The 26,118-nt window shown below is 34.6% G+C and carries 24 protein-coding genes and 1 tRNA gene; 12 read left to right on the forward strand and 13 right to left on the reverse strand.

Going from position 1 to position 26,118, the window contains the following annotated elements; all coding sequences use genetic code 11:
* Positions 1-27: 27 nt before the first annotated feature.
* The 5 genes from asnS to YWA_RS0105590 all read left to right on the forward strand — a co-directional run bounded on the left by asnS (position 28) and on the right by YWA_RS0105590 (position 4,448).
* On the forward strand, positions 28-1,461 hold the full coding sequence (asnS, locus tag YWA_RS0105570; protein ID WP_022827510.1) for an asparagine--tRNA ligase: 1,434 nt from the start codon (positions 28-30) through the stop codon (positions 1,459-1,461).
* A gap of 168 nt (positions 1,462-1,629) precedes the next feature.
* A complete protein-coding gene (locus YWA_RS0105575) occupies positions 1,630-1,923 on the forward strand; it encodes a type II toxin-antitoxin system HigB family toxin (RefSeq protein ID WP_022827511.1) in 294 nt (97 codons plus the stop codon).
* 1 nt (position 1,924) lies between these two features.
* Entirely contained in the window at positions 1,925-2,281 is a 357-nt protein-coding gene (locus YWA_RS0105580) for a helix-turn-helix domain-containing protein (protein ID WP_022827512.1), read from the forward strand.
* A gap of 87 nt (positions 2,282-2,368) precedes the next feature.
* Positions 2,369-3,829 carry an RNA polymerase factor sigma-54 gene (rpoN, locus tag YWA_RS0105585; RefSeq protein WP_022827513.1) on the forward strand — a complete coding sequence of 487 codons (1,461 nt, stop codon included), beginning with the start codon at positions 2,369-2,371 and terminating at the stop codon, positions 3,827-3,829.
* A gap of 10 nt (positions 3,830-3,839) precedes the next feature.
* On the forward strand, positions 3,840-4,448 hold the full coding sequence (locus tag YWA_RS0105590; RefSeq protein WP_022827514.1) for a hypothetical protein: 609 nt from the start codon (positions 3,840-3,842) through the stop codon (positions 4,446-4,448).
* Here the strand turns inward: YWA_RS0105590 and YWA_RS0105595 are convergent.
* Positions 4,443-5,150, reverse strand: a complete 708-nt coding sequence (locus tag YWA_RS0105595; protein ID WP_022827515.1) for a porin family protein — start codon at positions 5,148-5,150, stop codon at positions 4,443-4,445. The genes YWA_RS0105590 and YWA_RS0105595 overlap by 6 nt on opposite strands.
* A gap of 195 nt (positions 5,151-5,345) precedes the next feature.
* Here YWA_RS0105595 and YWA_RS0105600 point away from each other — a divergent pair, with 195 nt between their 5' ends.
* Together YWA_RS0105600 and YWA_RS0105605 are read left to right on the forward strand one after the other, a co-directional pair.
* Positions 5,346-5,660, forward strand: a complete 315-nt coding sequence (locus YWA_RS0105600; protein WP_022827516.1) for an HPF/RaiA family ribosome-associated protein — start codon at positions 5,346-5,348, stop codon at positions 5,658-5,660.
* A 133-nt stretch (positions 5,661-5,793) separates the two neighbouring features.
* Entirely contained in the window at positions 5,794-6,510 is a 717-nt protein-coding gene (locus YWA_RS0105605) for an AAA family ATPase (RefSeq protein ID WP_022827517.1), read from the forward strand.
* Between the two features lie 21 nt (positions 6,511-6,531).
* Here the strand turns inward: YWA_RS0105605 and YWA_RS0105610 are convergent, their stop codons facing one another.
* From YWA_RS0105610 to YWA_RS0105640, 7 genes are all read right to left on the reverse strand, one after another.
* Positions 6,532-7,485, reverse strand: a complete 954-nt coding sequence (locus YWA_RS0105610) for a calcium/sodium antiporter (protein ID WP_022827518.1) — start codon at positions 7,483-7,485, stop codon at positions 6,532-6,534.
* A 77-nt stretch (positions 7,486-7,562) separates the two neighbouring features.
* A tRNA-Ser gene (locus YWA_RS0105615) sits at positions 7,563-7,650 on the reverse strand.
* 59 nt (positions 7,651-7,709) lie between these two features.
* Entirely contained in the window at positions 7,710-8,738 is a 1,029-nt protein-coding gene (locus YWA_RS0105620) for an asparaginase (RefSeq protein WP_022827519.1), read from the reverse strand.
* The gene (locus tag YWA_RS0105625) at positions 8,728-9,864 is read right to left on the reverse strand and encodes a 1-acyl-sn-glycerol-3-phosphate acyltransferase (protein ID WP_022827520.1); all 1,137 of its coding nucleotides are present in this window, start codon (positions 9,862-9,864) and stop codon (positions 8,728-8,730) included. Before YWA_RS0105625 ends, YWA_RS0105620 begins: the two co-directional genes overlap by 11 nt.
* Before the next feature lie 66 nt (positions 9,865-9,930).
* Complete coding sequence (locus tag YWA_RS0105630) at positions 9,931-10,698, reverse strand: TatD family hydrolase (RefSeq protein WP_022827521.1); 768 nt, start codon at positions 10,696-10,698, stop codon at positions 9,931-9,933.
* Between the two features lie 82 nt (positions 10,699-10,780).
* Positions 10,781-11,500, reverse strand: coding sequence for a CDC27 family protein (locus tag YWA_RS0105635; protein ID WP_022827522.1), 720 nt, complete (start codon positions 11,498-11,500; stop codon positions 10,781-10,783).
* Between the two features lie 4 nt (positions 11,501-11,504).
* Positions 11,505-12,086, reverse strand: a complete 582-nt coding sequence (locus YWA_RS0105640) for an RNA polymerase sigma factor (RefSeq protein WP_022827523.1) — start codon at positions 12,084-12,086, stop codon at positions 11,505-11,507.
* 179 nt (positions 12,087-12,265) lie between these two features.
* Between YWA_RS0105640 and YWA_RS0105645 the strand changes: the two genes are divergently transcribed.
* The 5 genes from YWA_RS0105645 (at position 12,266) to YWA_RS0105665 (ending at position 19,432) form a co-directional block, all read left to right on the forward strand.
* Complete coding sequence (locus YWA_RS0105645) at positions 12,266-13,255, forward strand: hypothetical protein (RefSeq protein WP_022827524.1); 990 nt, start codon at positions 12,266-12,268, stop codon at positions 13,253-13,255.
* An 83-nt stretch (positions 13,256-13,338) separates the two neighbouring features.
* A complete protein-coding gene (locus YWA_RS0105650; protein WP_022827525.1) occupies positions 13,339-14,274 on the forward strand; it encodes a hypothetical protein in 936 nt (311 codons plus the stop codon).
* Positions 14,275-14,419: 145 nt separating this feature from the next.
* Positions 14,420-16,372 (forward strand): DUF7849 domain-containing protein, encoded by a 1,953-nt coding sequence (locus YWA_RS0105655; protein ID WP_022827526.1) that lies wholly within the window; start codon positions 14,420-14,422, stop codon positions 16,370-16,372.
* 20 nt (positions 16,373-16,392) lie between these two features.
* Positions 16,393-18,975: a CHAT domain-containing protein gene (locus YWA_RS0105660; RefSeq protein ID WP_026718610.1), complete on the forward strand. Its 2,583-nt coding sequence runs from the start codon at positions 16,393-16,395 to the stop codon at positions 18,973-18,975.
* A 13-nt stretch (positions 18,976-18,988) separates the two neighbouring features.
* Entirely contained in the window at positions 18,989-19,432 is a 444-nt protein-coding gene (locus tag YWA_RS0105665) for a retropepsin-like aspartic protease (protein WP_022827528.1), read from the forward strand.
* Here YWA_RS0105665 and YWA_RS0105670 read toward each other — a convergent pair.
* From YWA_RS0105670 to YWA_RS0105695, 5 genes are all read right to left on the reverse strand, one after another.
* Entirely contained in the window at positions 19,427-20,407 is a 981-nt protein-coding gene (locus YWA_RS0105670) for a LuxE/PaaK family acyltransferase (protein ID WP_026718611.1), read from the reverse strand. The two genes, YWA_RS0105665 and YWA_RS0105670, sit on opposite strands and share 6 nt — an antisense overlap.
* Positions 20,408-20,503: 96 nt before the next feature.
* Positions 20,504-21,355, reverse strand: a complete 852-nt coding sequence (locus YWA_RS15525; RefSeq protein WP_022827530.1) for a T9SS type A sorting domain-containing protein — start codon at positions 21,353-21,355, stop codon at positions 20,504-20,506.
* 104 nt (positions 21,356-21,459) lie between these two features.
* On the reverse strand, positions 21,460-21,792 hold the full coding sequence (locus YWA_RS0105685) for a T9SS type A sorting domain-containing protein (RefSeq protein ID WP_022827531.1): 333 nt from the start codon (positions 21,790-21,792) through the stop codon (positions 21,460-21,462).
* Positions 21,793-21,913: 121 nt separating this feature from the next.
* Complete coding sequence (locus tag YWA_RS0105690) at positions 21,914-23,098, reverse strand: hypothetical protein (RefSeq protein ID WP_022827532.1); 1,185 nt, start codon at positions 23,096-23,098, stop codon at positions 21,914-21,916.
* 189 nt (positions 23,099-23,287) lie between these two features.
* On the reverse strand, positions 23,288-26,068 hold the full coding sequence (locus YWA_RS0105695; protein ID WP_022827533.1) for a TonB-dependent receptor: 2,781 nt from the start codon (positions 26,066-26,068) through the stop codon (positions 23,288-23,290).
* Between the last annotated feature and the right edge of the window lie 50 nt (positions 26,069-26,118).

A 26,118-nucleotide genomic window follows, 5' to 3' on the forward strand; every position in this document is an offset into this window, starting at 1 on the left:
TATGTAAACACTTATTTAAGCTGAAAAATGAAACATACAAAAGTTAAAGACTTGCTGAAAAGCACGACGACACTTCAAGAAGTAAATGCAAAAGGATGGGTACGGACTTTTAGAAATAACCAGTTTATTGCTTTAAATGACGGCTCGACGCTTAATAATATTCAGTGTGTGGTAGATTTTGAAAACACGCCTGACGAAATTTTGAAACGAATCACAACTGGAGCTGCGGTTTCGGTTACGGGTGAATTGGTAGAAAGTAAAGGTGCAGGTCAGACGTATGAAATTCAAGTTAAAAAGATTGAAATTCTAGGTGATTCAGACCCGGATAAATTCCCAATGCAACCTAAAAAACACTCATTAGAATTTCTACGTGAAAATGCACATTTGAGAGTTCGCACAAATGCTTTTGGAGCAATTATGCGTGTTCGCTCGGTTTTGGCTTTTGCTGTTCATAGTTATTTTCAGAAAAAAGGTTTTGTATATGTAAACACGCCGGTAATTACGGGTGCGGATGCTGAAGGTGCGGGCGAAATGTTCCAGGTCACTTCATTGCCAATGGATAAACTGCCTAAAAACGAAGAAGGTGCAATTGATTACAAAAAAGATTTTTTTGGAAAGCATACCAATTTAACCGTTTCCGGACAGTTAGAAGCAGAAACGTATGCAATGGCTTTGGGTCAAGTTTATACTTTTGGACCTACATTTAGAGCTGAAAACTCAAATACTTCGCGTCACTTGGCGGAATTCTGGATGATTGAGCCGGAAGTTGCGTTTAATGATTTGAACGACAATATGGATCTTGCCGAAGATTTTATTCAATACGTGATTAAATACACGATGGATAAATGTGGCGATGATTTAAAATTCTTAGAAGGCAGATTGCTTGAGGAGGAAAAATCAAAACCGCAAGCGGAAAGAAGCGAATTAGCTTTGTTAGACAAATTGAATTTTGTTTTAGAGAACAACTTCAAACGTGTTTCTTACACGGAGGCGATTGATATTTTGAGAAATTCAACACCAAATAAAAAGAAGAAATTCAACTATATCATTAACGAATGGGGTGCTGATTTACAGTCAGAACACGAACGTTTCTTGGTTGAAAAACACTTTAAATGTCCGGTAATCTTGTTTGATTATCCTGCCAATATCAAAGCATTTTACATGCGACTGAACGAAGACGGTAAAACAGTTCGTGCGATGGATATTTTATTCCCTGGAATTGGCGAAATCGTTGGTGGTTCACAAAGAGAGGAACGTTACGACGTTTTAGTAGAAAAAATGAAAGTATTGGGAATTGATGAAGAAGAGTTGTCTTGGTACTTGGATACAAGACGATTTGGAAGTGCAGTTCACTCTGGTTTCGGACTTGGTTTTGAAAGACTTGTGCTGTTCGTGACGGGTATGACTAATATTAGAGATGTGATTCCTTTTCCAAGAACGCCTGGGAATGCGGAGTTTTAAAAAATAGTTAGTTTAAAGTTTCAGGTTTAAAGTTGTTGAAATCTTCAGCAGCTTTAAACCTTTTATTTTCAAATACTTTCATGTAATAAATTATCAGTGCTGAATCAAACAATCCCTATTTGTTACCGCTGTGGTATTTTTTTGTTATCTTTGTTTTAAACTTACATTTTGAGAGTACTTGCTAAACGAACCTTACGATATTTTTGGGAATTGAATCCTGATAGCGAACAGCAACTTCTGGTTTGGTTTCGTGAAGCGTCAAAAGCAGACTGGAACACTCCAAATGAAATTAAGTTGCAATATGCATCAGCGAGCATTTTAAGAAACAACAAGGTCGTTTTTAATATCTGTGGAAACAAGTACCGTTTAATTGTAGAAATAAATTTTATAAGAAAATGGGCATTTATTCGATTTATAGGGACGCACAAAGAATACGATAAAATAGACGCAAATAATATTTGACATGGAAATAAAAGCAATTAAAACAGAGCAAGATTACGACGAAGCATTGGAGCGATTAGAAGTAATTTTTCACGCTGAAGTTGATACACCTGATGGAGATGAGGCAGAAGTGTTGTCTATTTTAATTGAAAAATATGAAGATGAACACTATCCGATTGGAATGCCCGACCCAATTCAAGCGATAAAATTTCGCATGGAACAAATGGGAATGAAACAGAAGGACTTGGCAGAAGCTGTTGGTTTTACCAGTCGTGTAAGTGAAATTCTTAATGGCAAACGCAAACTAACTTTAGGAATGATTAGAAAATTAAGTGCAACTTTAAACATACCTACCGAGGTTTTAGTCCAAGAATATTAATTTCCAACATTAATGTTTCGTAACTTGAAGCTTCAAACCTTACAATTAAAATCATAATTCATAAATCTTAAATCATAATTTCTTAAAATGCTTAAGCAGTTTTTAAATTTAAAATTATCTCAAAAATTATCTCCTCAGCAAATTCAGTTGATGAAGTTAATTCAATTGCCTACGCAAGCTTTTGAACAACGTTTGAAAGAAGAAATGAACGAAAATCCTGCACTTGAAGGAAGCGAAGAAGAGGAATATGAAAACGATGAACTCGAGTTTGAAGACGATGATTATGATGATAATGACGACAACGAACGCATTGAAGCAGAAGACATCAACATTGATGAATATTTAAGCGACGACGAAACGCCGGATTACAAAACGCAAGTCAATAATTACAGTGAAGAAGACGAACGCGATTCGCCTCTAGCGGCTTCGTGGAGTTTTCACCAGGATTTAATTAATCAGTTAAATACGTTTATCCTGAATGATAACGAACGTCAAATTGCTGAATTCTTGGTTGGAAGCATTGACGACATGGGTTACATCCGAAGAAGTATTCCTGATATTGTGGATGATATGGCGTTTACGCAAGCCATTTATACCGACGAAGCTGCAGTAGAAAAGATTCTGCACGTCATTCATCAATTAGAACCTTCAGGAGTTGGTGCTCGTGATTTGCAGGAGTGTTTGTTGTTGCAATTGAAGCACAAAACACCAACAGAATCTGTTGATTTAGCGACTGACATTATCGAGAATCAGTTTGACGCGTTTACCAAAAAACACTACGACAAGCTTTTACAAAAATACGATTGCACGAATGAATTGCTTAAAAAAGCGGTTCACGAAATTGAAAAACTAAATCCAAAACCAGGTGGTTCTTTTGCAGGAAACAGTAAGATTACGGAGAATGTGGTTCCCGATTTTACCATCAGGATTGTGGATGGCGAACTAGAATTGAGTTTGAATGGCAGAAATGCTCCGTCTTTACATGTTTCGAAAGATTACCAGGAAATGATGCAGACGTATAAGGATTCGCGGGATAAATCGAATTCGCAGAAAGATGCGGTTCAGTTTATTAAGCAGAAACTTGATTCGGCAAAATGGTTTATTGACGCGATTAAGCAACGTCAGGAAACCCTTTATGTGACAATGAATGCCATTATGCATTACCAAGAAGATTTCTTTTTAGAAGGCGACGAAACCAAGTTGCGACCGATGATTCTAAAAGATATTGCGGATTTAGTTGGCCTTGATATTTCGACCGTTTCTCGTGTGGCGAATAGTAAATACGTGGAAACGCCTTATGGAACGAAATTGATTAAAGAATTTTTCTCCGAAGCAATGAAAAATGACCAAGGGGAAGATGTTTCGACTTTGGAAATTAAGAAAATTTTGCAAAACATTATTGAAGCAGAAGACAAGAAAAAACCATTTCCGGACGATCAACTTGCTGAACTTTTAAAAGAAAAAGGCTATCCAATTGCAAGAAGAACGATTGCGAAATACCGCGAACAACTTGACATTCCTGTGGCTAGAATGCGGAAAAAAATGTAAGCAAACACCTATGTTGAGAAAAATCCTACCTGCATTTTCCTATTTATTTCATCCGTTATTTATATCGGTTTATGCGGTAATTTTGTTTTTCTTTTTTGGCAAACACAGCTATGATTATCGTGAAGTATATTTGGTCATTATTCAAATTGTCATCATTACCATCTTCATTCCACTGACGATTTATTACCTTTTACTTTCTCTTGGAAAAGTAGATTCCATCATGTTAGCACACAAAAATCAACGTAGATTGCCTTTATTAATTCACGCAATCTTACTTTTAATTTTGATTCGAAAAAGCATTACGATTGACTACTTCCCTATTTTGTACTTTTTCTTTTTAGCGAGTTTTATCAGCACATTTTGGGCATTTGTATTTTTGTTTACCAAATTTAAAGTGAGTTTGCACCAATTAGCGATTGCATCACTTACCGTATTCGTAATCGGAATCAGCATGCATTATAATGTACGAATGTTGTGGGTTATTGTTCCTTTACTTCTTTGTAACGGTTTTGTCGCATCTTCGCGTCTGGCTATGAAAGCACACACGCCCACGGAATTAATTTTAGGGGGATTGATTGGAAGTTTGCCACAAATTGGACTCTTATATTTTTGGTTATAGAATATAAAACATCAGTCCAAGATTTAGCGTCTTCATTTTCAAGGACTCATTATTCACAGTAACATTTTTAAACATGGGATTCAAACCATAATAGGCTTGAAAATTCCACGTGTTAAATCCAACGGCAATATAAGGTCCAAACTGAAGCTTGTTTAAGTCTTTATTATTTGTAACACTGTAGCTGAACCCAATTCCTTCGTGTTTGCTTCTGTCGTAAATTGCGTATTGAACCTTAAAACCAGTATAAATACGCCAAAACTTATACGATGTTGGCGTCGAGTTTCGCCATCGGAATTCAATGGGAACATCAATAAAAAATTGCTCAATTTTTCCTTTTGAAAGATCTGCATCGTCAACGATCTCGTAATTTTTAGTTCCAAATTCTTCATTGATAACTAAATTCTGTCGGTAATTGGCATACGATAGACCTGCTCCAACGGCAATTGCAAACGTCCGTTTCTCGTTAAGCGGCATGTCTCGAAGAAAACCAGCCGAAATTCCAGATGAAAATCCATTTTGTCGAACTCCTTTTGGCACATTCGTCAATAAATTATAATTTATGCCAACATAAAACTGATCTTCCCGATACAGTGAATCCACTTTCGTAAAAAAGGTAGTATCAACAGTTGTTTTAGGCAAATCTTCTTGCGCAAAAGAAGTTGCTAAAGTCAGGCAAGCTAAAAGTAATAAGAGGTACCGCATTTATTTTGAAGGAATGAAATTTTGAAGCATGATACAAATATATCAAAGTTATCTTTACCGATTGAAATTGTAGGAATAGAATTTATTTTCACGATAAAAATAACGCTTTATGTGTCACAATTTTTTACTAATTGAATGGCTTTTGTTAAGTGTGTTGCTTAAATTTGAGTAGCTATAAATTAAAAAAAACTAATTATGCAAATACAATTCAATACAGACAAAACAGTAGAAGGACACGAGAGAATGCAAAGTCACTTTTCAGAAGAAATCACGGAAAGTTTAAAACGCTTTGAAGATAAAATTACCAGAGTTGAAGTTCACGTAGGTGATGAAAACAATGATAAATTTGGCGTCGATGATAAACGATGTATGATTGAAGTACGTCTAGCCGGAAAAAATCCAGTTGCCGTTACCAATCACGCAGATACGATTGAAAAAGCCGTTAGCGGTGCGACTGATAAAATGAAAAAATTACTGACAACTACTTTTGAAAAGTTGAAAGCACATTAATAAAATAACTAAAAGCTCCTAATTAATTAGGAGTTTTTTTTTACCTCATCGTTATTGAATATGGATTGGTTTGTTAGCATAAAGTGTATTTATTAGGTTATTTTTGCAGTCAAAACCACTACACGATTTTCACATGCAATTATTCGATTTAGTCATTACCGACAAGCAAGATGTTGATTTAAAAGACATCATTTTCGATTCTGAAAATGAAAAAAATATTCACAACTTATTGAAAGAGTATAAGTATGTCGAAGAATTATCTAAGTTCAATTTGCCCATCAATAATAAGGTTTTACTTTACGGAAGTTCGGGTTGCGGGAAAACCACTACTGCAAAAGCTATTGCGAAAGCTTTAGGCAAACCTTTAGTGATTTTAAACTTGAGCAATGTAGTTTGTTCACGAATTGGCGAAACGGCTCAAAACGTAAAGCAGGTTTTTGACAAAGCAGCACGAGAAAAAGCGGTTTTATTTTTAGATGAATTCGATCAAATTGGAAAAGAACGCGAAACGGACGATAAAGATGTGGGTGAAATGCGACGACTCGTTAATTCCATCATTCAATTGATTGACTATTATCCGAAAAATGCATTGTTAATTTGCGCCACGAATCACGTAGAAATGATTGACAAAGCACTTTTGAGAAGATTTCAGCTTCGCATTAAATTTGAAATGCCGAGCCAAAACATATTAGATAATTACTACGACGCCATTTTATCAAATTATCCTGAAAATTTGAAAAACATCATTAGAAAATACGGGATTTCATTTGCAGAAGCGAAAGACGATGCATTGACACAAGTGAAAACGATACTAATTTCATCTTTAGAAAATTCTGAACAAGAAGATTAACGTCAGATAATTATACCTGATTTAAAGTTCTTTTGAAACCAAATAAACGGTATAAAGCAAGTAAGAAACCAGCAAAATCGAACCTTGAATTCTACTAATATTCCGACTCTTTCCTGTAAAAATTGCAATTACTACGAAGATAGTTCCACCACTTAAAATCAGCAAGTCCTGATTAAAGTTGGTATTGTACTGAATCGGATTTATTAAAGCTGAAATCGGTAACACCAATAATAAATTAAAGATATTCGAGCCAACTACGTTTCCAATTGCGATGTCGCTGTTCTTTTTCATGGCGGCAACAACGGACGTCACTAATTCAGGTAAAGAAGTTCCTGCGGCAATAATTGTTAACGCAATGATTTTCTGACTTACTCCTAGATCTGTTGCAATTGAGACGGCATTGTCTACCACTAGTTTTCCACCAATTATTAATCCTGCGAATCCAAGAATGATCAGCAATGTAATTTGACCATTTGACTTCGGAGAAACGTCAATTTCTTCAGGCCGTTGTGTTTTTAATTGTCTGAAAATATAATAGAGGAAGCCACCAAAAAGCATTAATAGAAAAACAGCATCAATTCTTGATATTGATGAATTTGAGCCTGTAAAAAAATCATTCGCAAAAGCAAAAACCACTAAAGCGACAAGTAATGAAATTGGAATTTCACCTTTCGCTGTTGAGTTTTGAACTGCGATTGGATACACTAAACTAGCGATTCCTAGAATAATAAAGAGGTTGAAATTATTGCTTCCGATAATATTTCCCAAAACAATATCAGTAAAGCCATCGAGCGATGCCACGGAATTAACGACTAATTCTGGAGCGGAAGTTCCAAAAGCAACGATCGTCAAACCAATTACTAAATCAGATATATTGTTTTTCTTTGCCAAAGAAGAAGCACCATTTACAAGCCAATTTGCACCGTAAATCAGTCCTACAAAACCAAGAATAACTAAACTTATTGATAGAAACATAACTTTTCCTTTTTGTATTATAAAAAAAGCCTCGTAAATCGAAAGATTGCAGAGGCTTTTAAAATTTTTATTTTTTGCAGAGAGAAAGGGATTCGAACCCTCGATACAGTTACCCCATATACTAGCTTTCCAGGCTAGCTCCTTCAACCACTCGGACACCTCTCTTTATTGGATTGCAAATAACATTAAAAAAAAGCAGTTTACATAATTTAAACGGTACTTTTTTAGGATAATTCACCACGTAAAGACGTTTCAAAAATGGTTTTGAAACTCGTTGCAGAAACATTTTGCGCTAATAAATACATCATTTTAGTAATTGCAGCTTCGGTAGTAATGTCTTTACCTGAAATTATGCCAAGCGTTTTCAGTGCTGTACTTGTTTCATACTGACCCATATTTACACTTCCACCGGAACATTGCGTAACATTGACGATATGTAACCCTTTATTTACGGCTTCTTGTAAGGAACTCAAAAACCAATCCTCAGTTGGTGCATTTCCTGCTCCATAGGTTTCAATGACGATTCCTTTCAAATTTGGAATATTGATAACTGCATTCATGGCTGCTTCATTTATTCCTGGAAATAACTTTAAAACAAACACGTTGTTGTTCAAATGTTTATGAACGATTAAATCTTTGCTTGATTTGTTTTTAAAAAACAATTCTTTTTCCACCTTTAAATGGACACCTGATTCTGCTAATGCAGGATAATTAGGCGAATTAAAAGCGTTGAAATGTTCCGCGTTTATTTTTGTAGTACGGTTTCCACGGTATAATTTATATTCAAAATACAAACCCACTTCTTGAATGACAGGTTTGCTTTTAACTTGTAAAGAAGCGATTTGAATTGCTGTAATCAGATTTTCTTTAGCATCAGTGCGTAAATCGCCAATTGGCAACTGGGATCCTGTGAAGATTACTGGTTTTGCTAAATTTTCCAACATAAAACTCAATGCTGATGCAGAATACGACATGGTATCAGAACCGTGAAGCACCACAAAACCATCGTAAATAACATAATTTTCTTCAATCATTGTGGCAATTTGATCCCACATTTCAGGATTGATATTCGAAGAATCAATTGGATTTTCAAATGAAATCGTTTCAATTTCGCAATCCAATTGCTTTAACTCAGGAATGCGTTGCAGTAATTTACTAAAATTGAAAGCTTTCAAGGCTCCTGTTTCAAAATCCTTCATCATCCCGATTGTTCCACCGGTGTAAATGAGTAAAATTCTAGCTTTAGATGGCATTTTCGTATTTTAATTTATTCGCAACTGGATTTGCATACATCGCTAAGAATCCGTCTCTTTGAATTGGGTTTCCTTCGTCAATTCGCATCTCTAAACGGCGTTCAAATAAACATTTTTCATTTTCGGTGTAAAAATCTTTATAGGTTTGCGTCTTGTGCAGAAGATCGTATGCAATGTAATTGGTCGGCCACAATTTGTAGGATTGTAAAATGGAGTCGTCAATTACTTGTGCCAAAGCTTGAATTTGCTTGTTTGTATTGTCAAATTCTGCTTTAATGCCGTCTAATTCTTCGTTTAAAACTTTTCCTACATGAATATGAATGTGCTTTTTTTGGCCCATAATTCCACTCATTAAAGTATTAAAATCTTCATTTTTCTCTTTAATGTACACTTCTTTATTGGCTTCAGCCATTAGTTGGGGAATTTTCAACGCATCTGTTGGGTCGTATTCATAAGAAATAGATACAGGAACAATTTTTACTTTTTTAAAGTAATCCATCAAGTTAGGTTCATCAGAACCCATTCCCAACATCTTTAAAACACCTTGATGTGTGGCGTCGTTTCCGTCTTTTGTTCTTCCTTCCCGCTGTGCAATCCATACTGAACGATTTTCGCGTTGCAATAAACTTCCTATGTATTCTGCTAAAAGTTTCGAACTCTGCAACATTTCACGAGGTGACAAACCTCTTTGCACTAAAAAGTTTCTGTTCAATTTTGACAACGTATAAAGAAACTCTTTTTGAACTAAATTATCACCAATTGCCGACGCCGTCATTACCAATCCATTGTCAAAAAGACACGCATTTAATAAGGAAGTATCTAAAATAATATCACGATGGTTGGAAATAAAAAGATAGGATGTATTAGGCTCTAAAGTATCAAAACCTGAAGTAGACATTCCGTCTGAAGTTTTCTGCAAAACCTGCATCAATGCTTGGTAAATAAAATTGCACTGAAAATCACGCGTCGAATGTGTTTTAGTTAATTGCTCTTTCCAATGCTCGTCGTCAACGCCTGGAAAAGCAAAATTCATTAAGGCTTTCATCATCGGATGGTCAATAACTTTTACAAGTGCCTCGTTGATTTCGGAATCATAAAACGGACGAATAGCGTCAAATCTCTGCATTACTACTTTTTATAATTAATATAACAAAAGAACAATATTTTATTGACTTTTGTGATTTTTTACTCTCTAAATACCGAAAACTGCTTTTGAATTTTCCGTTGTAATTTCCGCAATATTCTCGACAGTTGTGTCGTATAATTCTGCTAATTTCTTTACAACATTCACCACATAACTGCTTTCATTCCGTTTGCCACGATAAGGAACAGGAGCTAAATAAGGTGAATCTGTTTCTAAAACAATATGCTTGAGATCAATCTTATTTAAAAACTGATCTACTTTGCCATTTTTAAAAGTTACTACTCCACCAATTCCCAATTTCATATTGTACGAAATCGCTTCTAAAGCTTGTTCGTAAGTCCCGGTGAAACAATGAAAAATACCGAATAATTCGGGCGACGCTTCTTCTTTTAAAACTTCAAACACTTCATCAAAAGCATCTCTACAATGAATATTTATGGGAAGTTTATATTTTTTTGCCAATTGTATCTGTCTGCGAAAAGCATATTTCTGCTGTTCTAAAAACGTTTTATCCCAGAATAAATCAATACCGATTTCGCCAACGGCATAAAATTTTCTTCGTGCCAATTCCGTTTCTACAAATGCAAGTTCAGCTTCGACATTTTCTTTAACATGCGTTGGATGCAAACCCATCATCAGAAAAACATTTTCAGTATATTTAGCTTCCACTTCGTACATTTTTTCGGTATAAGTAGAATCAATTGAGGGTACGAAAATTCGGTGAACGCCGGCGTCAAAAGCACGCTGCATCATCTCATCTTGGTCCGCTATAAATTCTTCGCTATATAAATGCGAATGGGTATCTGTAATAATCATTTGGTTTTGTAAAGTGGCAAAGATACAAAGTTAGCAAAAAAGAAAAGCCGTTACACTTCAATATAACGGCTTTTGAACAAAATTAATCCAAGTCTTTTAATAATTTCTGTGCTTTTTGATAATCTTCAGCTTCTGAAGGAATCTCTTTTAAGATTTTTCGACACCTGTCTATTTTTTCTTGTTTCAATGCTGATAACGCTTTGTACCAAACTGCTTTTTCTTTATAAACTGAATTTCCATTTTGTAAATCAGTAAGAATGGCTTCTGCTTTCGAATAATTTTCAATTTCAATAAGAGAAATAGCGTAAAAGTAATTGACCTCTTGATTGTCGCGTCCTAATTTCTCAAAAACTGAAACTGCTTTTGAATACTCTTTGTTGTTGAATAAATCTTGCGCAATTTTCAGGTCAGCATTCTCGCCGTCACGGCTGACAAAATGAGCTTCTTCATGAGCAAAATCGTCATAAAGAGGTTGGTTATTTTGAAATACAAACCAAGTTCCCATAAGCAACACGAAAGATGCTGCTGCAGCATACAACCACGGCTTAAACGAAATTACTTTCGGTTTTTTAAATTCCGTTTTGGAAAAATACGTTTCGGATATGGTATTTAAATTTTCTTTAAATGAATCTTTTTCTGCTGAAAATTTTTGTTCTAGTAAATTGGTTACTTCCCGATAAGCCTCAAACTGCGTCCGAAAATCGGCATCGTTGGTCAACTGCTCCTCAAAGTCAATTTTATCAACCGATGTCATTTCGTCTTGAAGGTAACTTTCAAAACTTATGTATAATTCCTCGTTCATGGCTTTAGTTTTTAATTGATTTAAATCTGTTCGATTCTTGAATCATCTGCGTCAATTGGCCGGTACAAATTGATTTCTTCTTACGAACGTATCCATAAGTTACATTTAGTTTTGCAGCAACTTCTTCCATTGTTTTAGTCACAAAACTCAATTTAAGTACCTCTTGACATTTTTCACCTAGTTTTTGAAACATTTCGTCAAATAAAGATTGCCTTTCATTAAAATGTTCTGTTTCAAATGCCATCGCTTCAGCAGCTTCCTCTTTATATCCACTATCGTCCTGAATTGTTACCGTATTATTTGAAGATTTTTTTAATTCATTGAGCCATTTTCTTTTACAGAGTAGAAAAAAATACGCATCAAACGGACATGTAAGCTGAAGTCCGTTCGTTTTTGCTTGGTTGTAAATAATAATCAATACTTCTTGAATAACATCCTTTGCAGCAGCATCATCACCATTATTTGTTCTAACATAATGCTTCACTTTTGGCGCAAATTTTTGATAAATCAGATCAATTGTACGGGAATCGTTCTGGATTAATCCATCAATATAGAACTGATCTTTATGTACAACAACTTCCTTCATAAATGCCTTATTTACTGCTAATGTAAAAAATATTAGCGAAAGAGGGTAACAATTCTAATTACTAGTTGATCTACCATCAGTAACTCTGAAAATAAAATTTCAACAGAAAACAAAAACAGGGGTAACAAATTTAAAACACAATTGATATAATAAAAACCAACCTTTAAAAATTAGAAATCATGAAAAACACATTTAGAAAAACCGGACTATTACTTTTAGCGGCATTGGCATTTGCTAATTGCGACAGCAACGACGACGACAACAATCCAAGCAATGTAGCACCAACTGCTTCAGCATTTAACGCTTTACGAGAAAGTGCGATGGATAAAATTACCCAACAATTTACTTTAATTGCAGAAGATGGAACCTCAACTTTTACGAGCGACAAGGGAGTTGAATTAACGATCAATGCCAATTGCCTTACTCTTAATGGAAATCCTGTAACCGGAGAAGTGAATATTGAATATGCAGAAGTTTTTGACCCAGGAACAATGTTAGTAACAAACAAAACAACGATGGGAGCTTTGCCAGGTGGTGGATTCGGACTTATTATTTCAGGTGGAGAATTTTACATTAACGCAACACAAAATGGACAGCAACTCGACCTAGGTTGTAATATGAATTTAAAAATTCCAGCAAATTTAACTGGTGGAATCGATAACGAAATGGTGCTTTGGACAGGAGTTATTGACGAAGACGGAAATTTAAAATGGAATGAAATCGGACCCGATGCTGCAGGACAACAAGGTGTATTTGGGGAAGGACAAGGAGAAGGCGCTGCTTATTATGCATTCTTTGGCAACTTTGGATGGACAAATGTAGACCGTTTTTATTCTGACCCTCGACCAAAAACTACGATTCTTGCTGACGTACCGGAAGGATATAATTTTGGAAACAGTGCTATTTACTTGCATTATGATGGCGAAGGAAGTTCATTAGCTAAACTGGATAGTTTTGACAATGTGAGCCAACTTTTCACAGAGCATTATGGTCAAATTCCAATTGGATTAGAATGTCACGTGATTTTTGCCACAGAAGAAAATGGACAATGGAGGTATGCCGTTAAAGGAGTTACTATTCAAGAAAACGACGTGTACACTTTTACTTTAGCTGAAACAACTTTAGGCTCAGAAGCAGCTTTAGTAAGTGTTATTAATGCACTTCCTTAACTAAAAAAAAATACAAAGACGGTGTAAAACCCACCGTCTTTACTTTCAATAAAAATAATAAATAATCTTAAAATTTAGAAATCATGAAAAGAACAAATAAAATTTTCGGTGTTTTAGCACTACTTGCGTTAATCACCATCAGTTGCGATACGGACGGGAATCAAGAGTCTTATGGGAATCCTCCAACTACCGCTCAATTCAAATCTTTGTTTACAACAGGAATGAATAATCATACCCAAACAGAAAGTTTTGACGCGACAACTACTTTTACATTTACTTCTGAGAGAGGTGTTAAACTACTGATTAATGGTGGTTGTCTCCGCAAAAATGGAGCAGCTGTAACCGGAAATGTAGATCTTGAATATGTTGAAATCTTTGACAGAGGAGATATGATCGTGACTAACAAACCCACAATGGGTAAAGTTGCAGGCGAAAACCGATTGTTAACTTCGGGTGGAGAATTTTATGTGAATGTGACTCAAAATGGTGAACAACTAACATTAATTTGCGACATGCTACTTGTTGTTCCCACTTCTTTAACTGGCGGAACTCAAAACGACATGCTTCCTTTTGATGGAACAATTGATGCCAATGGCGAATTACTTTGGGAAGAATCAACGAGTACGGAGTTTTGGATTGGTGAAAGTGATTTTACAACTGCAGAATCATACACAGCGCTTTACAGCAGTTTTGGATGGTTTAATTGCGACAAGTTTATGAATTATCCAGGACCTAAAACGAATATTACAACATTAGTTCCACAAGGTTACGGAAACGGAAACAGTTTTGTTTTTCAAGCGACATCCGATTTTCCAAATTCATTAGGTAATATTTCTGGCCAATATCCCGTTGGATTAGATTCCTATTTTATTTTCGTAACGGAAGAAAATGGTAAATTCAGATATGCAATTAAACCAAGCCAACCGATTGAGATGAATCATTCTGTGACTTTTAGCTTGTCTGAAACCCAACTAGCTACTGAAACGCAATTTATCGCAATAATCAATGCATTACAATAGTTGAATCTAGACCCTAATTTACAAAAATGCCTCTGACTTACTTTTTTTAAAAGTAGGAAGATAATTCAGATTATGCATTTTAAAGATAAAAGTGAGGAGATGTCCCTCACTTTTTTTATATTTATGAACCCCTAATTTTTTAGTTATGAGAAATTTAGTCTTTTTACTTCTAGTTGCATTCAGTTGTAACTTGGCCTTTTCGCAAACTGTAAAGAACGATACTGTAACAAGACGGGCGAATATTAAATACGAGAAAAAAGGAAATACAGTCTATTTTTTAGCAGACTTACCGCCACTTTTTCCTATTGCGGGAGCACCCCCAGCCCGATTTACTAATTTTTGGGAATTTGGTGACGGCACTTTTAGTAAAGAATCAGAACCAAAAAAAAAGTATAAGAAAAAAGGCGATTATAAGGTCAATCTTTCCGTAACCAATAACTACGACAACGGAAAACCACCCAAAACACGACCTAAAACAGTTGCTGTAACTGATATTACCGATACCGATTTTAGCGACTTTGCTTCAATTCCTATCGCAGATGGCTACACTATTTTCGCAAGTAGAGAACCAGTACCAGAAGAAGAACTGGTTGTTGTTGTCAGTTATGAAAATCAATTGAATTATGTGGCAAACGGAAAACTGTATCTTTTTTACAATGAAAAAGAGTTTAAAAATAAAAACTTCGATTTAATTGAAACTCGAACTCATTTTAATGAAAAAGAAGTACTAGAAAACGATTTGGCTTTTGCCAAAGAAAGCAATTACACTCAAAGTTATTTGGCTTCAGCTTCTGGTTTTTCAATTCCAAAAAACATTCTAAATCCGACGGATGAAAATCTAGAAATGACGATATCAGAAAGCAAATCACTTTTTAACAACAACCATATTTTAGAATTTGACAATATGGATCCCGGCGAAATCAGAAATGTGTTTTTTACGTTCAAAACCACTCCGGAAATGCTGAAAGACACAAGCGCCATCGTAAAAATGAGAGGTGTTTACATTCCAGATCGAAACTACAAAACCCATAAAAAGAAAACACTTGAGATGGAAATTGTTACTTCCCATGATCCAAACAAAATGTCGAGCAATGCCGCTTTTATGAATTACAGATTAGTTCGTTTTAAAGCATTGAACTTCAAAATTCGTTTTCAAAATGATGGCGAAGGTCCTGCGAGAATGATTCGACTAGAAAGCGATATTCCAGACATGTTTGACAAATCGACGTTGGAAGTAACTGACATGTATCCAAAATGTCCCATTTGCCCAAAAGACGAAGTGGTAAATTACAGTTGTTTGGATACAATAATTAAGGAAAAACAAATCCATTTTGTTTTCAGAAACATCTATGTTCCCGGAAGCAATCAAAAAAATGTAACCGAGAAAGACAGTACGAAAGGATTTGTAAAGTACACTCTGAAATTCGCAAAAGATTTCCACAAGAAAAAAACCAAAAGTCGCACGGCTATTTATTTTGACAAAAACGAACCTGTAATTACAAATTACGCCACTACAAGATTTCTTCCAGGAATTTCAATCGGTGCCAAAGCGGGATACAATTATTTTCCTGATCTGAAAGATTCTAAAAGTTATTTCGTCGCAGCAACCGTAAGTCCTTTTAAGTCCTATCGTTGGTATTGGCAAGTGGAATTGCAAAATGGTCTAAACAATTATAAAAGTGACACTACTGTCAAGGACTTCATCATCACTTCTGAAAATGGAAATCCGCACTTGCAAAGGATCACCTCTAATTCAGAATTTCAAAATTACAATTTGGAACTTCCGATTTTGGTTCGTTATAATTTAAATAATTATGTGGGAATTGGAGCAGGAATTCAGGGAAATATTAATATCTCTAAAAAAGAAAATACGGATCTTATTATTGAAAATTTCGAAGGACAAAAGGACGATTATTTAATGAATACTGAACTGGCAAACACTAAAAATTCGGAAACATTTAGCGATTTCAAAGCCGGTATTTTGCTCGATTTAACGTTGGGATTTGCAAGGATTGGACCAACTTTCGGTACAAGATATAATATGAGTTTCGATAAAAACTTCAATTATTGGCAAGTTTACGGACTTTGGAAATTTTAACGGTTCGAAAATTATCCGTTATGAAAAAAATCATAATTCTGCTATTCCTTCTTGGACTAAATCTGCTTTCTGCCCAAGAAAAGACCGTCGATAAAATCTACGAATCTTTAGATCGATTTATTGAAAATCCAACGCCTGAAAGTATAAAAAAACTTGAAAGTGATGCGATTCAATTCACTAAAAAAACGAATAAATCCAAGGATGAATTGTTGGCACTTGTTATTTTAAATTGCAACAAAGCCTATTATGAAAATAAGTTTGGAGCAACTCTAAAAGCAATTTCAACCTATGAAAATGCGTGGAAATCCTACCAAGAAAACAAACTTGAAAATTACGATATTGGCGAATATTGCTTGAAACCATTGGGAAACCTCTACACAATAGTTGGCGATTATGAAAGTGCTGAAAACACTATCAAGCAGTATTATTATTTGGCCATATTAGAGAAAAATCAAGCACAGAAAATTGGAGCGATTCTCAATTTATCAAATGTGTATCAAAGTTCCGGTAAAACCGATTTAGCAATCCTATTACTTGAAAAAACAATAAAAGATGAAGAACTTGCACCGTTAGAAAAAGGAAAAGCACTTAACAACCTTGGTACAAACTACATGTTGCTCAATGATTTTGGCAAAGCCAAACAAAAACTAGAGTTGTCCTTAAAATACTTACAAAAAGAAAAGAATCAAGAAGAAGTTTTAAGCAACACTTACAGAAATCTAGCTTTCATTGAAAATAAAAATAAAAATTTTACAGAAGCAAATTCAAATTTATCAAAAGCAGAAACACTTTTATTTAGCAGTCGACAAAATCCTAGAAAAATCGCAAAATTTTTTTACGACAAAGCCTTGATTCAATTGGAACAAGGAAATGCTATTGCTTCAAGAACAAGTATAAAGCAGGTTTTTAAAACGCTACTTCCTAATTATGTGAAAGAAGGTAAAGTAGTACCCAGTAAAAAATCAGTTTATGCCGACACGGTTTTAATGGAAGCGATCGATTTACAAGCGGAAATTTATGCCCAACAAAATAAATTTCAGAATGCATTGGAATGTTATACTCTTTCCTTTTACATCGAAGATTTATTACAAACACTACTATTTTACGAAAATTCAAAAATTATAAGTCAAGTAAGAAGTCGAAATCGTTCAGAAAAATGCATTCAGATCTACTATGTTCTTTATCAGAAAACAAAAAACAGTAAACATTTAGAACGTGCTTTTCAATATGCAGAAAACAATAAAGCGTCTGTTTTAAAAGCAATGATTATTTCGGAAAATGTAATTTCTATTGAAAAAAGAAAGTTGTTTGAGCAAATTCAGGAATTGAATACGTCAATTCTGAAAGAACAGCAAAAGTTTGAAAAAGCAGATATTGAAAAGATTAATCAAGCTATAAATAAGCAAAATGAATTGATGCTTTCTGTAAAATCATTAAAAGAAAACAAGCAAATTTCAAATGAAGATATTCCGCTTGAAAAGCTATTTAAACAGTTGGAACACGACAAGACAATTTTGATTTCGTATTTTTATGGTTCGGATAAATTGTATTCATTTCTACTAGAAAATCACGCTATAAAACTTACAATTTTAGAAAATGATGCTAAATCTCAAACCTTGACAAGCGAATTTCTTGAATTTTTTAGCGATGCAAACAAGATTACGACTGATGTGAATCGCTACAATACTACTGCAAATAAATTTTATAATTATTTAAACTTACCTAAAAAGTCAAATACCGAAAACTTAATAATTCTACCTGATGGGATTTTGAATTTTGTTCCATTTGAAGCCCTAATTACTAAGAGTAAACCGACTTCTAATTTTGCAGAAATGTCCTATTTTCTGCATGATTATAAAATTGCATATAACAATTCCGCATACTTTTATCTGACCAAAAAACCATTTCACTTTAAAGAAGAAACAATTTTAGGCGTTTTTCCCATCTTTGAAAACACAAATTTGGAATTGGCGTATTCCAAAAAAGAACTAGAAGAAATCAAAGCGAATTTTAAAGGATTATATTTAGAGAAAGACAAAGCCACTTTTAATTCTTTCAAACATCATGCGGCTGAATATTCCATTCTACATCTTTCGACTCATGCTTCGTCAGGTGACATTTATACACCGGCAAGTCTAAAGTTTTATGATGAGGAAATACTCTATTCGGAATTATATAATTTAAATATTCATCCTGATTTAGTAGTTTTAAGTGCATGCGAAACTGGAATGGGTAAATGGTATAAATCAGAAGGTGCAATGAGTATTTCTCGTGGTTTTCAATTGGCTGGAGCCAAAAATTTACTTTTTTCTTTGTGGAAAGTAAATGATTACACCACTTCGGTTTTTATGGAAAAGTTTTATAAAAACTTAAAAAAGAGCGGCAATTATAGGGAAGCGAATCATCAAGCAAAATTAGATTTTCTCAACGATGAAGCCATTTCAAATTCTAAAAAATCGCCTTATTACTGGAGTGCAATGGTATATTATGGGACTATGGAAAGCAAGTCAGATTCTAATTATTTAGTATATATTTTGGTATTTTTGGGAGCAATTGCCTTAATTTTACTTTTACGAAAATTTATAAAAGGTGTAAAGAAATAGTACAGTAATAGTTATGAAAAGAGTACAGGAAATTTTGAAAAAAGAAAAGTATAAAAAGATAAAATTCAAAGTCACTAAAACGCAACATCTTACCGTAAAAGCAACTATTAATGGTGTAAAAGGAGATTTTATTCTAGATACGGGTGCTTCAAACAGTTGTGTTGGATTTGAAAGTATCGAACTTTTTAAACTGAAAGCAAGTAACTCAAAAACAAAAGCTTCTGGTGCTGGTGCGACCGGAATGTTGACCCAAATTGCCAAAGAGAATCAATTGCAAATTGGTTCTTGGAAATGTCCTGATTTTCACCTTGTGATTTTCGATTTATCACATGTAAATGAAGCTTTACGCCAACATAAAACAAAAGAAGTACAAGGAATTATTGGTGCAGATGTATTGCTTGAAGGCGAAGCTATAATTGACTATTCAAGTAAGTATTTGTATTTGAAAAAACTATAACACCATCAAGTTGCAACCACGAATATCCGAATTATCAAAACGACCTAAAACTTCAAAAGAACCGTTGTCGTATTTTTTTCCTAAATCTTGAGTAGCGATAAAGGAACACGAATTGATGTTCGCCAAATCAATTACATTGATACCACCTGTTTTTCCGTTTGCAATGTAAGTCAATGCATCTTCCGTGTCGCGAATGTGAATTTGCATCCAAGCTGGACATTCAAAAATTCCTTCTCCTAATGAATACGCTTGTGAAAGTAATTCCGTCATTCCATACTCTGAATGAATGGCTTTTACGCCAAAACCTTTCGTCAGTATTGCATGCAATTCTTCCCGAATCATTTCTTTTCGACGGCCTTTCATTCCGCCGGTTTCCATGATAATGGTGTTTTCTAATTTGAAATTTTTCTTTTCAATTAAATCCAGTAAAGCAAACGTAACGCCAATCAATAAAACGTTCTTGTTCTCCCATTCTTGTTCTAATAATTTACGTACCAAAGCATCATAATCATTCAAGTAAAAACCACTATCCGAATTATTCGAAAGTTCAATCAAATCTTCTACCATGTGAATTAACGACGAACCTTGACGCTCTAAATAAGAAGGCAAAAGTGCTAGAACAGTATAGTCTTCAATATTTCCATAAAATTGAGAAAAAGCTTGTCGGTAACTTTGTTCGTATAAACGTACATCAGTCACTAAGTGCCGACTCGTAACAGCACCCGTAGTACCAGAACTTGTAAATACAGTTTGAGGCGTATCTAAATTAGAAACTACTTCGTGGCTTTTAAAAAATTGAATCGGTAAAAAAGGAATTTGCTTTAACGACTTAACCGACTGTTTGTCTTGACGTACTAAATCGCAAAATTCGCGATAAACGGCATTGTTATCATATTGAAAACGAAACACTTTTAGCGCTGTTTTCTCAAATTGTTTGGAAGATGAAATGTTAAATATGTCTTCGGAAGTAATCAATCTTTTTTTTTGCAAAAGTAAGAATTAAACAATGAAAATTAAGCATAAAAAAAGCCCCAACGTTAATTGGAGCTTTTTACTATTTTGAAAAAGTAATTATTTGATCACTAATTTTCTTGTAGCTGTATTTCCGTCTTCAGTAATTTTTACGATGTAAACACCACTTTTTAAGTTAGAAACATTTACAGCATTCGTTGTAGAAGTTTTGATCACTTGTTTTCCTAATACATCATAAACAACTACGTCTTTTGTAGTGTTAGCTGATGTGTTAATGAAGAAAGTTCCGTTAGTTACTGGATTTGGGTAAATTTTTAAACCTTCGATTTGGTTTTGGTTTACACCTAAAGTTGATCCTGAAACTGTAAAATTATCAATTCTCCATGCTCCACCAGTACTATATGTTGAAGTTGCCCCAACTGCTGCATATTCCGCTGTTGCTGGTGCAAATATTGATACAATTCTAAATCTAAAATTAACAGCATTATCAGCTCCTGATGGAAGTGCTAATGTCACCGGATTTGCGAAATCATTTGCAACAGCTCCACCATTATTACCAAAAACTACCCACGTAGCTCCATCTGTGGAATATTCAAATTGTTGCCATTTTGACCCTGTATTAGAAGATCTTGGATCAAAAGTAATTCCGATAGAAGAAAATCCAACAGTACTTAGATTAAATTGATAACCTGCAGTACCTGAAGCGGTAGCTTGTTCAGGAAATGATTTAATGCTATATGCTTTTCCTGTTGATGGATTCCCACCTGGCATATTACCACTATTTAAATTGTCTTCTACTCCGCCGATTGTTACAAATGTACCTACACCACTTGATGATACCATTGCAGCAGCTGGCGTAGCAGCATCGAAATCCCATTGAGCAATTGTAGATTGAGCATTAGCTCCAAATGCTAAGGCTACTGAAAATAATAAAGTGTAGAATTTTTTCATGTTTTATTTTTTTAATTATTAAGGCAAAGATAAGAAGTATTTTGTTTAGTTATAAACAATCAATGTAAAATTATTATTAAATTATAACAATTTATCATTATTAACTACTTGACAATCAATTTACGAGTAGCTGTAGCATCGCCTTCTTTGATTTTAATTATGTACACGCCTGAATTTAGTGCCCCAATATTCACTTCCTTATTGTTTACGTTTAAATTGGTCTGCAGAACCAATTTCCCTAAAACATCATAAATACTAATCTCTTTCGCAGCAGAATTTTTAGAAGTAATATATATTTTACCGTTTGTAACCGGATTGGGATAGAAGTTCAAATTCTCAATCGCAACAGACGAGGTGCTTTTTGGCTCTTGAGCTTGTACAGCGCCAAAAGCGAAAAACAGTGTGAGTAGTAATGAATAAAAGTATTTTTGTGTCATTTGATTTCAATTTGGTACTACAAAAGTATAAAATATATTTTCAAACATTCCAAAAATTATACCAAAAAAAGCATCCGCCATTATGACGAATGCTTTCCATTAACTAAACCCTCATTTTATCTTAGAAACCTATCGCCCATTCCGAAGCCCAAGATGGTTTTCCCGCTCCAGCACCTGCTCCAGTTGAAGCTCCTTCTGTAATTCCAGCAGAAACATCAGTACTTGCTCCAGCAGTATTTTTACCTTTGAATGAAGTACTAATTTCATTGAAAGTTACATTTGAAATTTTTAACGCTGATCCAACGAAAGCAAGCGTTTCATCATGCTCAATGTCAGCTCCTACTTTCCATTGGCTTAAATATACATTTGTAAAAATTGCTTTTGTTCCTCGTCTTAATTTGATTGCTGCATTTTCGGCAAAATTAGCAGCATCAGCTGTACTTCCAGGTCCGATTAAAGAAATATTTGTAATCGATGGATTGGCAATTGGCGTATTCGCAAAACCAAATTCAAAATTATCAGCTTCAATTCCTCTATTTCCTTTGCCAAAATCTAATCTTCCGTACCAGTTTGTGTTTGTTCCATTCCAACCTTCAGTCCAATCAAATTGATCATCTTCGTTTCCAATAGAAATCAAATTTGACGTATTTACAGTTCCTCCAAAAAATTCAAAACCGTCATCCGATCCGTGAATCGCTTGCACATTTTGAAATACGGTTCCTGAACCAACTCCAAATAATGAAACTCCGTTAAATTCTTTTTCACTGTTGAAAGCCGCTCCCGCATATTCCACAATTAAATACGTGATTGAACCTGAACTATCATTGTTAATTGTTCCACCGTAAGTTAAATCTGCAACTTCTGATTGAGCCGTTGTCATTCCGCCCGAAACTCTATTTATCGGTGCTTTTCCACAAATTACTAAACCACCCCAATCTCCAGGTGCTTTTGTAGCCAGTCCACTTGTCATAATAACCGGTTTTGCAGCCGTTCCATTCACATTTATTTTTCCTCCTTGAGCAACCGCAATATAAGCAGAAGTACCGCCTAAACCTTCAATCTTTGTTCCAGCAGGAATTGTAAGAATTGCACCACTATTAATTTGGATTTTTCCAGTTAATTTGTAAACTTTTGAAGCATCTAAAGTTACTACTCCTTCTGTTATTGTTCCTTTAAAATCGTTTGGATTTACTACAAACCCTGAAGTCGGTTCCGTTGCTTTTCCGTTGTCGTCTGATGTACAGCTTGTGAAAAATGCCGCACTAATTGCTAAGATTCCAAATACTTTTCTCAATGTTGTTTTCATTTGTTATAGTTATGTTTAATTATGAAGCAAATATCAGCCAACTATTTTCTTTTGGCGTTAAGTTAAAATCATGGAATGATTATCAAACTTTAAGCTAAAGATTAACCCAATGTTACCAAGTTAACTTACCGTTTTAAACAAAAAAAGAGCCGTATTTCTACGACTCTTACTTTCTATATTTTACCGTTTTTAGAACTGATAATTAACGCCCAATCCAAAATTAATTCCTTTTGTATAGGACAAAACACTTACGTCTCCACCTCTATTTTCTTGTACCCGATTGATGGTTGGATTTAAAATATTTTTTATTCCAAAGTCTAAACCCAGTTCTTTATTCAACTTCGATTTTACAATGAAATCTAAAGTTCCAGCGCCTTTATTTACTAAATTTCCTCTTTGTGCTGTTCCAATGGAATACACGCGGTCTGAAAAATAACTATAAGCTAATGTCGTAGAAACCGAACTGTTCTTGTCGTTCCATTCTTTCACAAAAGTCAAGTCGGCATTTAAGAGTAAAGGCGAAGCTCCTGTAAATTGTCCTTTTTTGTTTGTAAATTCAGCATTATAATCATTTTCTGCTTTCACTTTTTCTGAATCCAATTCTTGTTCCGTGTACATATACGATGCATTCAATCCAGCAGAAAGTTTGTTCGCATTTGCTTCTTTTGTAGCAAAAATTAATTTTCGGTATTCCAATTCAATTCCCGCAACAGAACCCATATCTCCTGTGTTGATGTAGGAAATATCATTTGTTGGCGAAGCAATAATCACTTCATTGATGGGATTCAAGATATATTTTCCGAACGCGGCTACTGAAATTAATTCTTCCTGATTTGGAAACAATTCCCATTTTAAATCGAAGTTATAATTATCCGATGGGTATAAATTTGGATTTCCAATGTGGACTTCCGTAACGTCTTCGTAAACAAATAATGCTCGTTCTTTAAATTGTGGCAACGTATAGGTTTTGCTAAATCCAAAACGTAAATTTTGTTTGTCATTCAATGCATATCGAGCGGTTAAACTTGGCAAAAATGCATTTTTTTCAAACTTATCTGAATCGCCTTCCGGGTCTAATTGCGTGTTCCAATCTACTTTCTGAACAATATTTTCACCTCTTAATCCCAAAACGGCTGTAAGTTTCGAACCAAATTGATATTCAACATTCGCAAAAACACCATTTATTTTTTGGTCGCCATTATAAACTTGCGGGTCTAAAGCATTTGCAACTCCCGAAACACCTCTAAATGTTGAGATTTTAAATGCTCCGTTTGTAAAATTTGTTTGGTTGTAAAATGCATCTAAATTATTTGGGTCCACGATGGTTGCTAGAAAAGTATTATCGGTTTTTAAATTGAATTGCGTGGCTTCAAAATTTCTCTTTTTGAAACGACCATTGTATCCTAAAGTCAATTTTCCTTTGAAAGCCAAATCTTCGGTTTTCACAAATTTATAATCTACACTTGCATTTGCCGCAACTTCATCTTCATTCAAACTCTGAAAATAACGATTATTGTTTGGTGCTGATTGAGAGTTAATCGTATAACCTCCGTCCACTTTATTCAACGTATTTGTCGTTCTATCCGGCATTTCACCGTTTACTTTATCGTAAGAAACTCCCCAATTTAAATTCATTTGGTCTGAAAAACGGTGATTTCCCAACAACTGATTGACAAATAATTTATTTTCTGTAAAAGTCGAACGTCTGATTAATCCGTTTCCGTCATTGGCCAAATCCACGATTCTACCCGCATATTCTTCAGTACCTTGCGACGAACTGTTTACAAAAATAGAGTTGAATTTAATTTTATGATTCGTATTGATTTTATATCCCACATTTGCCATAGCCGTGGCATTCGTGCTGTAACCAAAAGAAGAATAATCATCAAATTTTCGGCCGTACAAACCGTCTTGTCCCCCAGCTCCAGTCGCATTTTCGTTAATTCCACTTGCAGCCGAACCTTCGTTTCTTGACGAATAATCATTTGAAAAAGATGCCGTTCCAAAAAGACTCAACTTTCCATTTTCTCCGACATTATAACTATCTCCAGCAGAAATTCCGAAATTCCCTGAAAATGGTGTTTTCTTTTCTAAAGACAAAGTTTCAAAATTGTAACTGTCTAATGGATTAGACGGAATGCTTCGAGTACTAAATCCGCTATCGCTAAAACCACTTTGTACTTTAAAATTATCTTTTTCACTAATGGCATTTGAATTTCCTGAAGCACCCATTTTAACTTTAACGAATCCTTTTCCTTGATAATCTTTAGAAATAATATCTACATTTCCACCTGAAAAGTCACCGTACAAGTTGGCACCGTACACTTTATCAATCGAAATATATTCAACTAAATCCGTTGAAAAAATATCTAAATTAATATTCTTTTGTTCCGGATTATTCGATGGAACGGGAAGTCCATTGATGGTGGTCGAATTATATCTATCGCCCAAACCACGAACGTAAATATTGCCACTTCCTTCTTGTTTTGTAATTCCTGTCGTTTTTGTTACCGCAGTTGCCACATCGCTAACGCCTTTTCGAGTCAATTCTTGAGCACCAATACTTTGTTTCATTTCAACCGCATTTTTCTGCACCATCAATAACGCAGTTTCTTTCGTTCGACTTACTCTCGATTGAATCACGATGTCTTCTAATTTTACACTTCCCGATGAAAGTGCTTTACTAATTGTTGTCGTTTCATTCGGCTTTACTTCAAACGGAATTTCAACGGATTCGTAACCTACATAACTAACTACTAAAACATGATTTCCCGCATCAGCAAGAAGTTCAAATTTTCCGTTCATGTCAGTAGCATGTCCGTTCGTGGTCCCTTTAATCATTACGTTCACAAAAGGCATTGCCTCATTATTTACATCAGCATCCGTAATCAATCCTGCGACTTTTCCTTTATTCTGCGAAAAGCCCAACGTGCAAATTAAGATTGTAATAAATAGAAAATTAAATTTCATTTTGTTTTTATGTTATAATTTTCAGCAAAGAAAAGACCACATTGTAACTA

The organism is Flavobacterium antarcticum DSM 19726, from assembly GCF_000419685.1.
GTDB classification, from domain to species: domain Bacteria; phylum Bacteroidota; class Bacteroidia; order Flavobacteriales; family Flavobacteriaceae; genus Flavobacterium; species Flavobacterium antarcticum.

Coding starts and splice junctions, on each gene's coding strand:
- asnS (WP_022827510.1), top strand. CDS start 28: ATGAAACATACAAAAGTTAAAGACTTGCTGAAAAGCACGACGACACTT.
- YWA_RS0105580 (WP_022827512.1), top strand. CDS start 1,925: ATGGAAATAAAAGCAATTAAAACAGAGCAAGATTACGACGAAGCATTG.
- rpoN (WP_022827513.1), top strand. CDS start 2,369: ATGCTTAAGCAGTTTTTAAATTTAAAATTATCTCAAAAATTATCTCCT.
- YWA_RS0105590 (WP_022827514.1), top strand. CDS start 3,840: ATGTTGAGAAAAATCCTACCTGCATTTTCCTATTTATTTCATCCGTTA.
- YWA_RS0105595 (WP_022827515.1), bottom strand. CDS start 5,150: ATGCGGTACCTCTTATTACTTTTAGCTTGCCTGACTTTAGCAACTTCT.
- YWA_RS0105600 (WP_022827516.1), top strand. CDS start 5,346: ATGCAAATACAATTCAATACAGACAAAACAGTAGAAGGACACGAGAGA.
- YWA_RS0105605 (WP_022827517.1), top strand. CDS start 5,794: ATGCAATTATTCGATTTAGTCATTACCGACAAGCAAGATGTTGATTTA.
- YWA_RS0105610 (WP_022827518.1), bottom strand. CDS start 7,485: ATGTTTCTATCAATAAGTTTAGTTATTCTTGGTTTTGTAGGACTGATT.
- YWA_RS0105620 (WP_022827519.1), bottom strand. CDS start 8,738: ATGCCATCTAAAGCTAGAATTTTACTCATTTACACCGGTGGAACAATC.
- YWA_RS0105625 (WP_022827520.1), bottom strand. CDS start 9,864: ATGCAGAGATTTGACGCTATTCGTCCGTTTTATGATTCCGAAATCAAC.
- YWA_RS0105630 (WP_022827521.1), bottom strand. CDS start 10,698: ATGATTATTACAGATACCCATTCGCATTTATATAGCGAAGAATTTATA.
- YWA_RS0105635 (WP_022827522.1), bottom strand. CDS start 11,500: ATGAACGAGGAATTATACATAAGTTTTGAAAGTTACCTTCAAGACGAA.
- YWA_RS0105640 (WP_022827523.1), bottom strand. CDS start 12,086: ATGAAGGAAGTTGTTGTACATAAAGATCAGTTCTATATTGATGGATTA.
- YWA_RS0105645 (WP_022827524.1), top strand. CDS start 12,266: ATGAAAAACACATTTAGAAAAACCGGACTATTACTTTTAGCGGCATTG.
- YWA_RS0105650 (WP_022827525.1), top strand. CDS start 13,339: ATGAAAAGAACAAATAAAATTTTCGGTGTTTTAGCACTACTTGCGTTA.
- YWA_RS0105655 (WP_022827526.1), top strand. CDS start 14,420: ATGAGAAATTTAGTCTTTTTACTTCTAGTTGCATTCAGTTGTAACTTG.
- YWA_RS0105660 (WP_026718610.1), top strand. CDS start 16,393: ATGAAAAAAATCATAATTCTGCTATTCCTTCTTGGACTAAATCTGCTT.
- YWA_RS0105665 (WP_022827528.1), top strand. CDS start 18,989: ATGAAAAGAGTACAGGAAATTTTGAAAAAAGAAAAGTATAAAAAGATA.
- YWA_RS15525 (WP_022827530.1), bottom strand. CDS start 21,355: ATGAAAAAATTCTACACTTTATTATTTTCAGTAGCCTTAGCATTTGGA.
- YWA_RS0105685 (WP_022827531.1), bottom strand. CDS start 21,792: ATGACACAAAAATACTTTTATTCATTACTACTCACACTGTTTTTCGCT.
- YWA_RS0105690 (WP_022827532.1), bottom strand. CDS start 23,098: ATGAAAACAACATTGAGAAAAGTATTTGGAATCTTAGCAATTAGTGCG.
- YWA_RS0105695 (WP_022827533.1), bottom strand. CDS start 26,068: ATGAAATTTAATTTTCTATTTATTACAATCTTAATTTGCACGTTGGGC.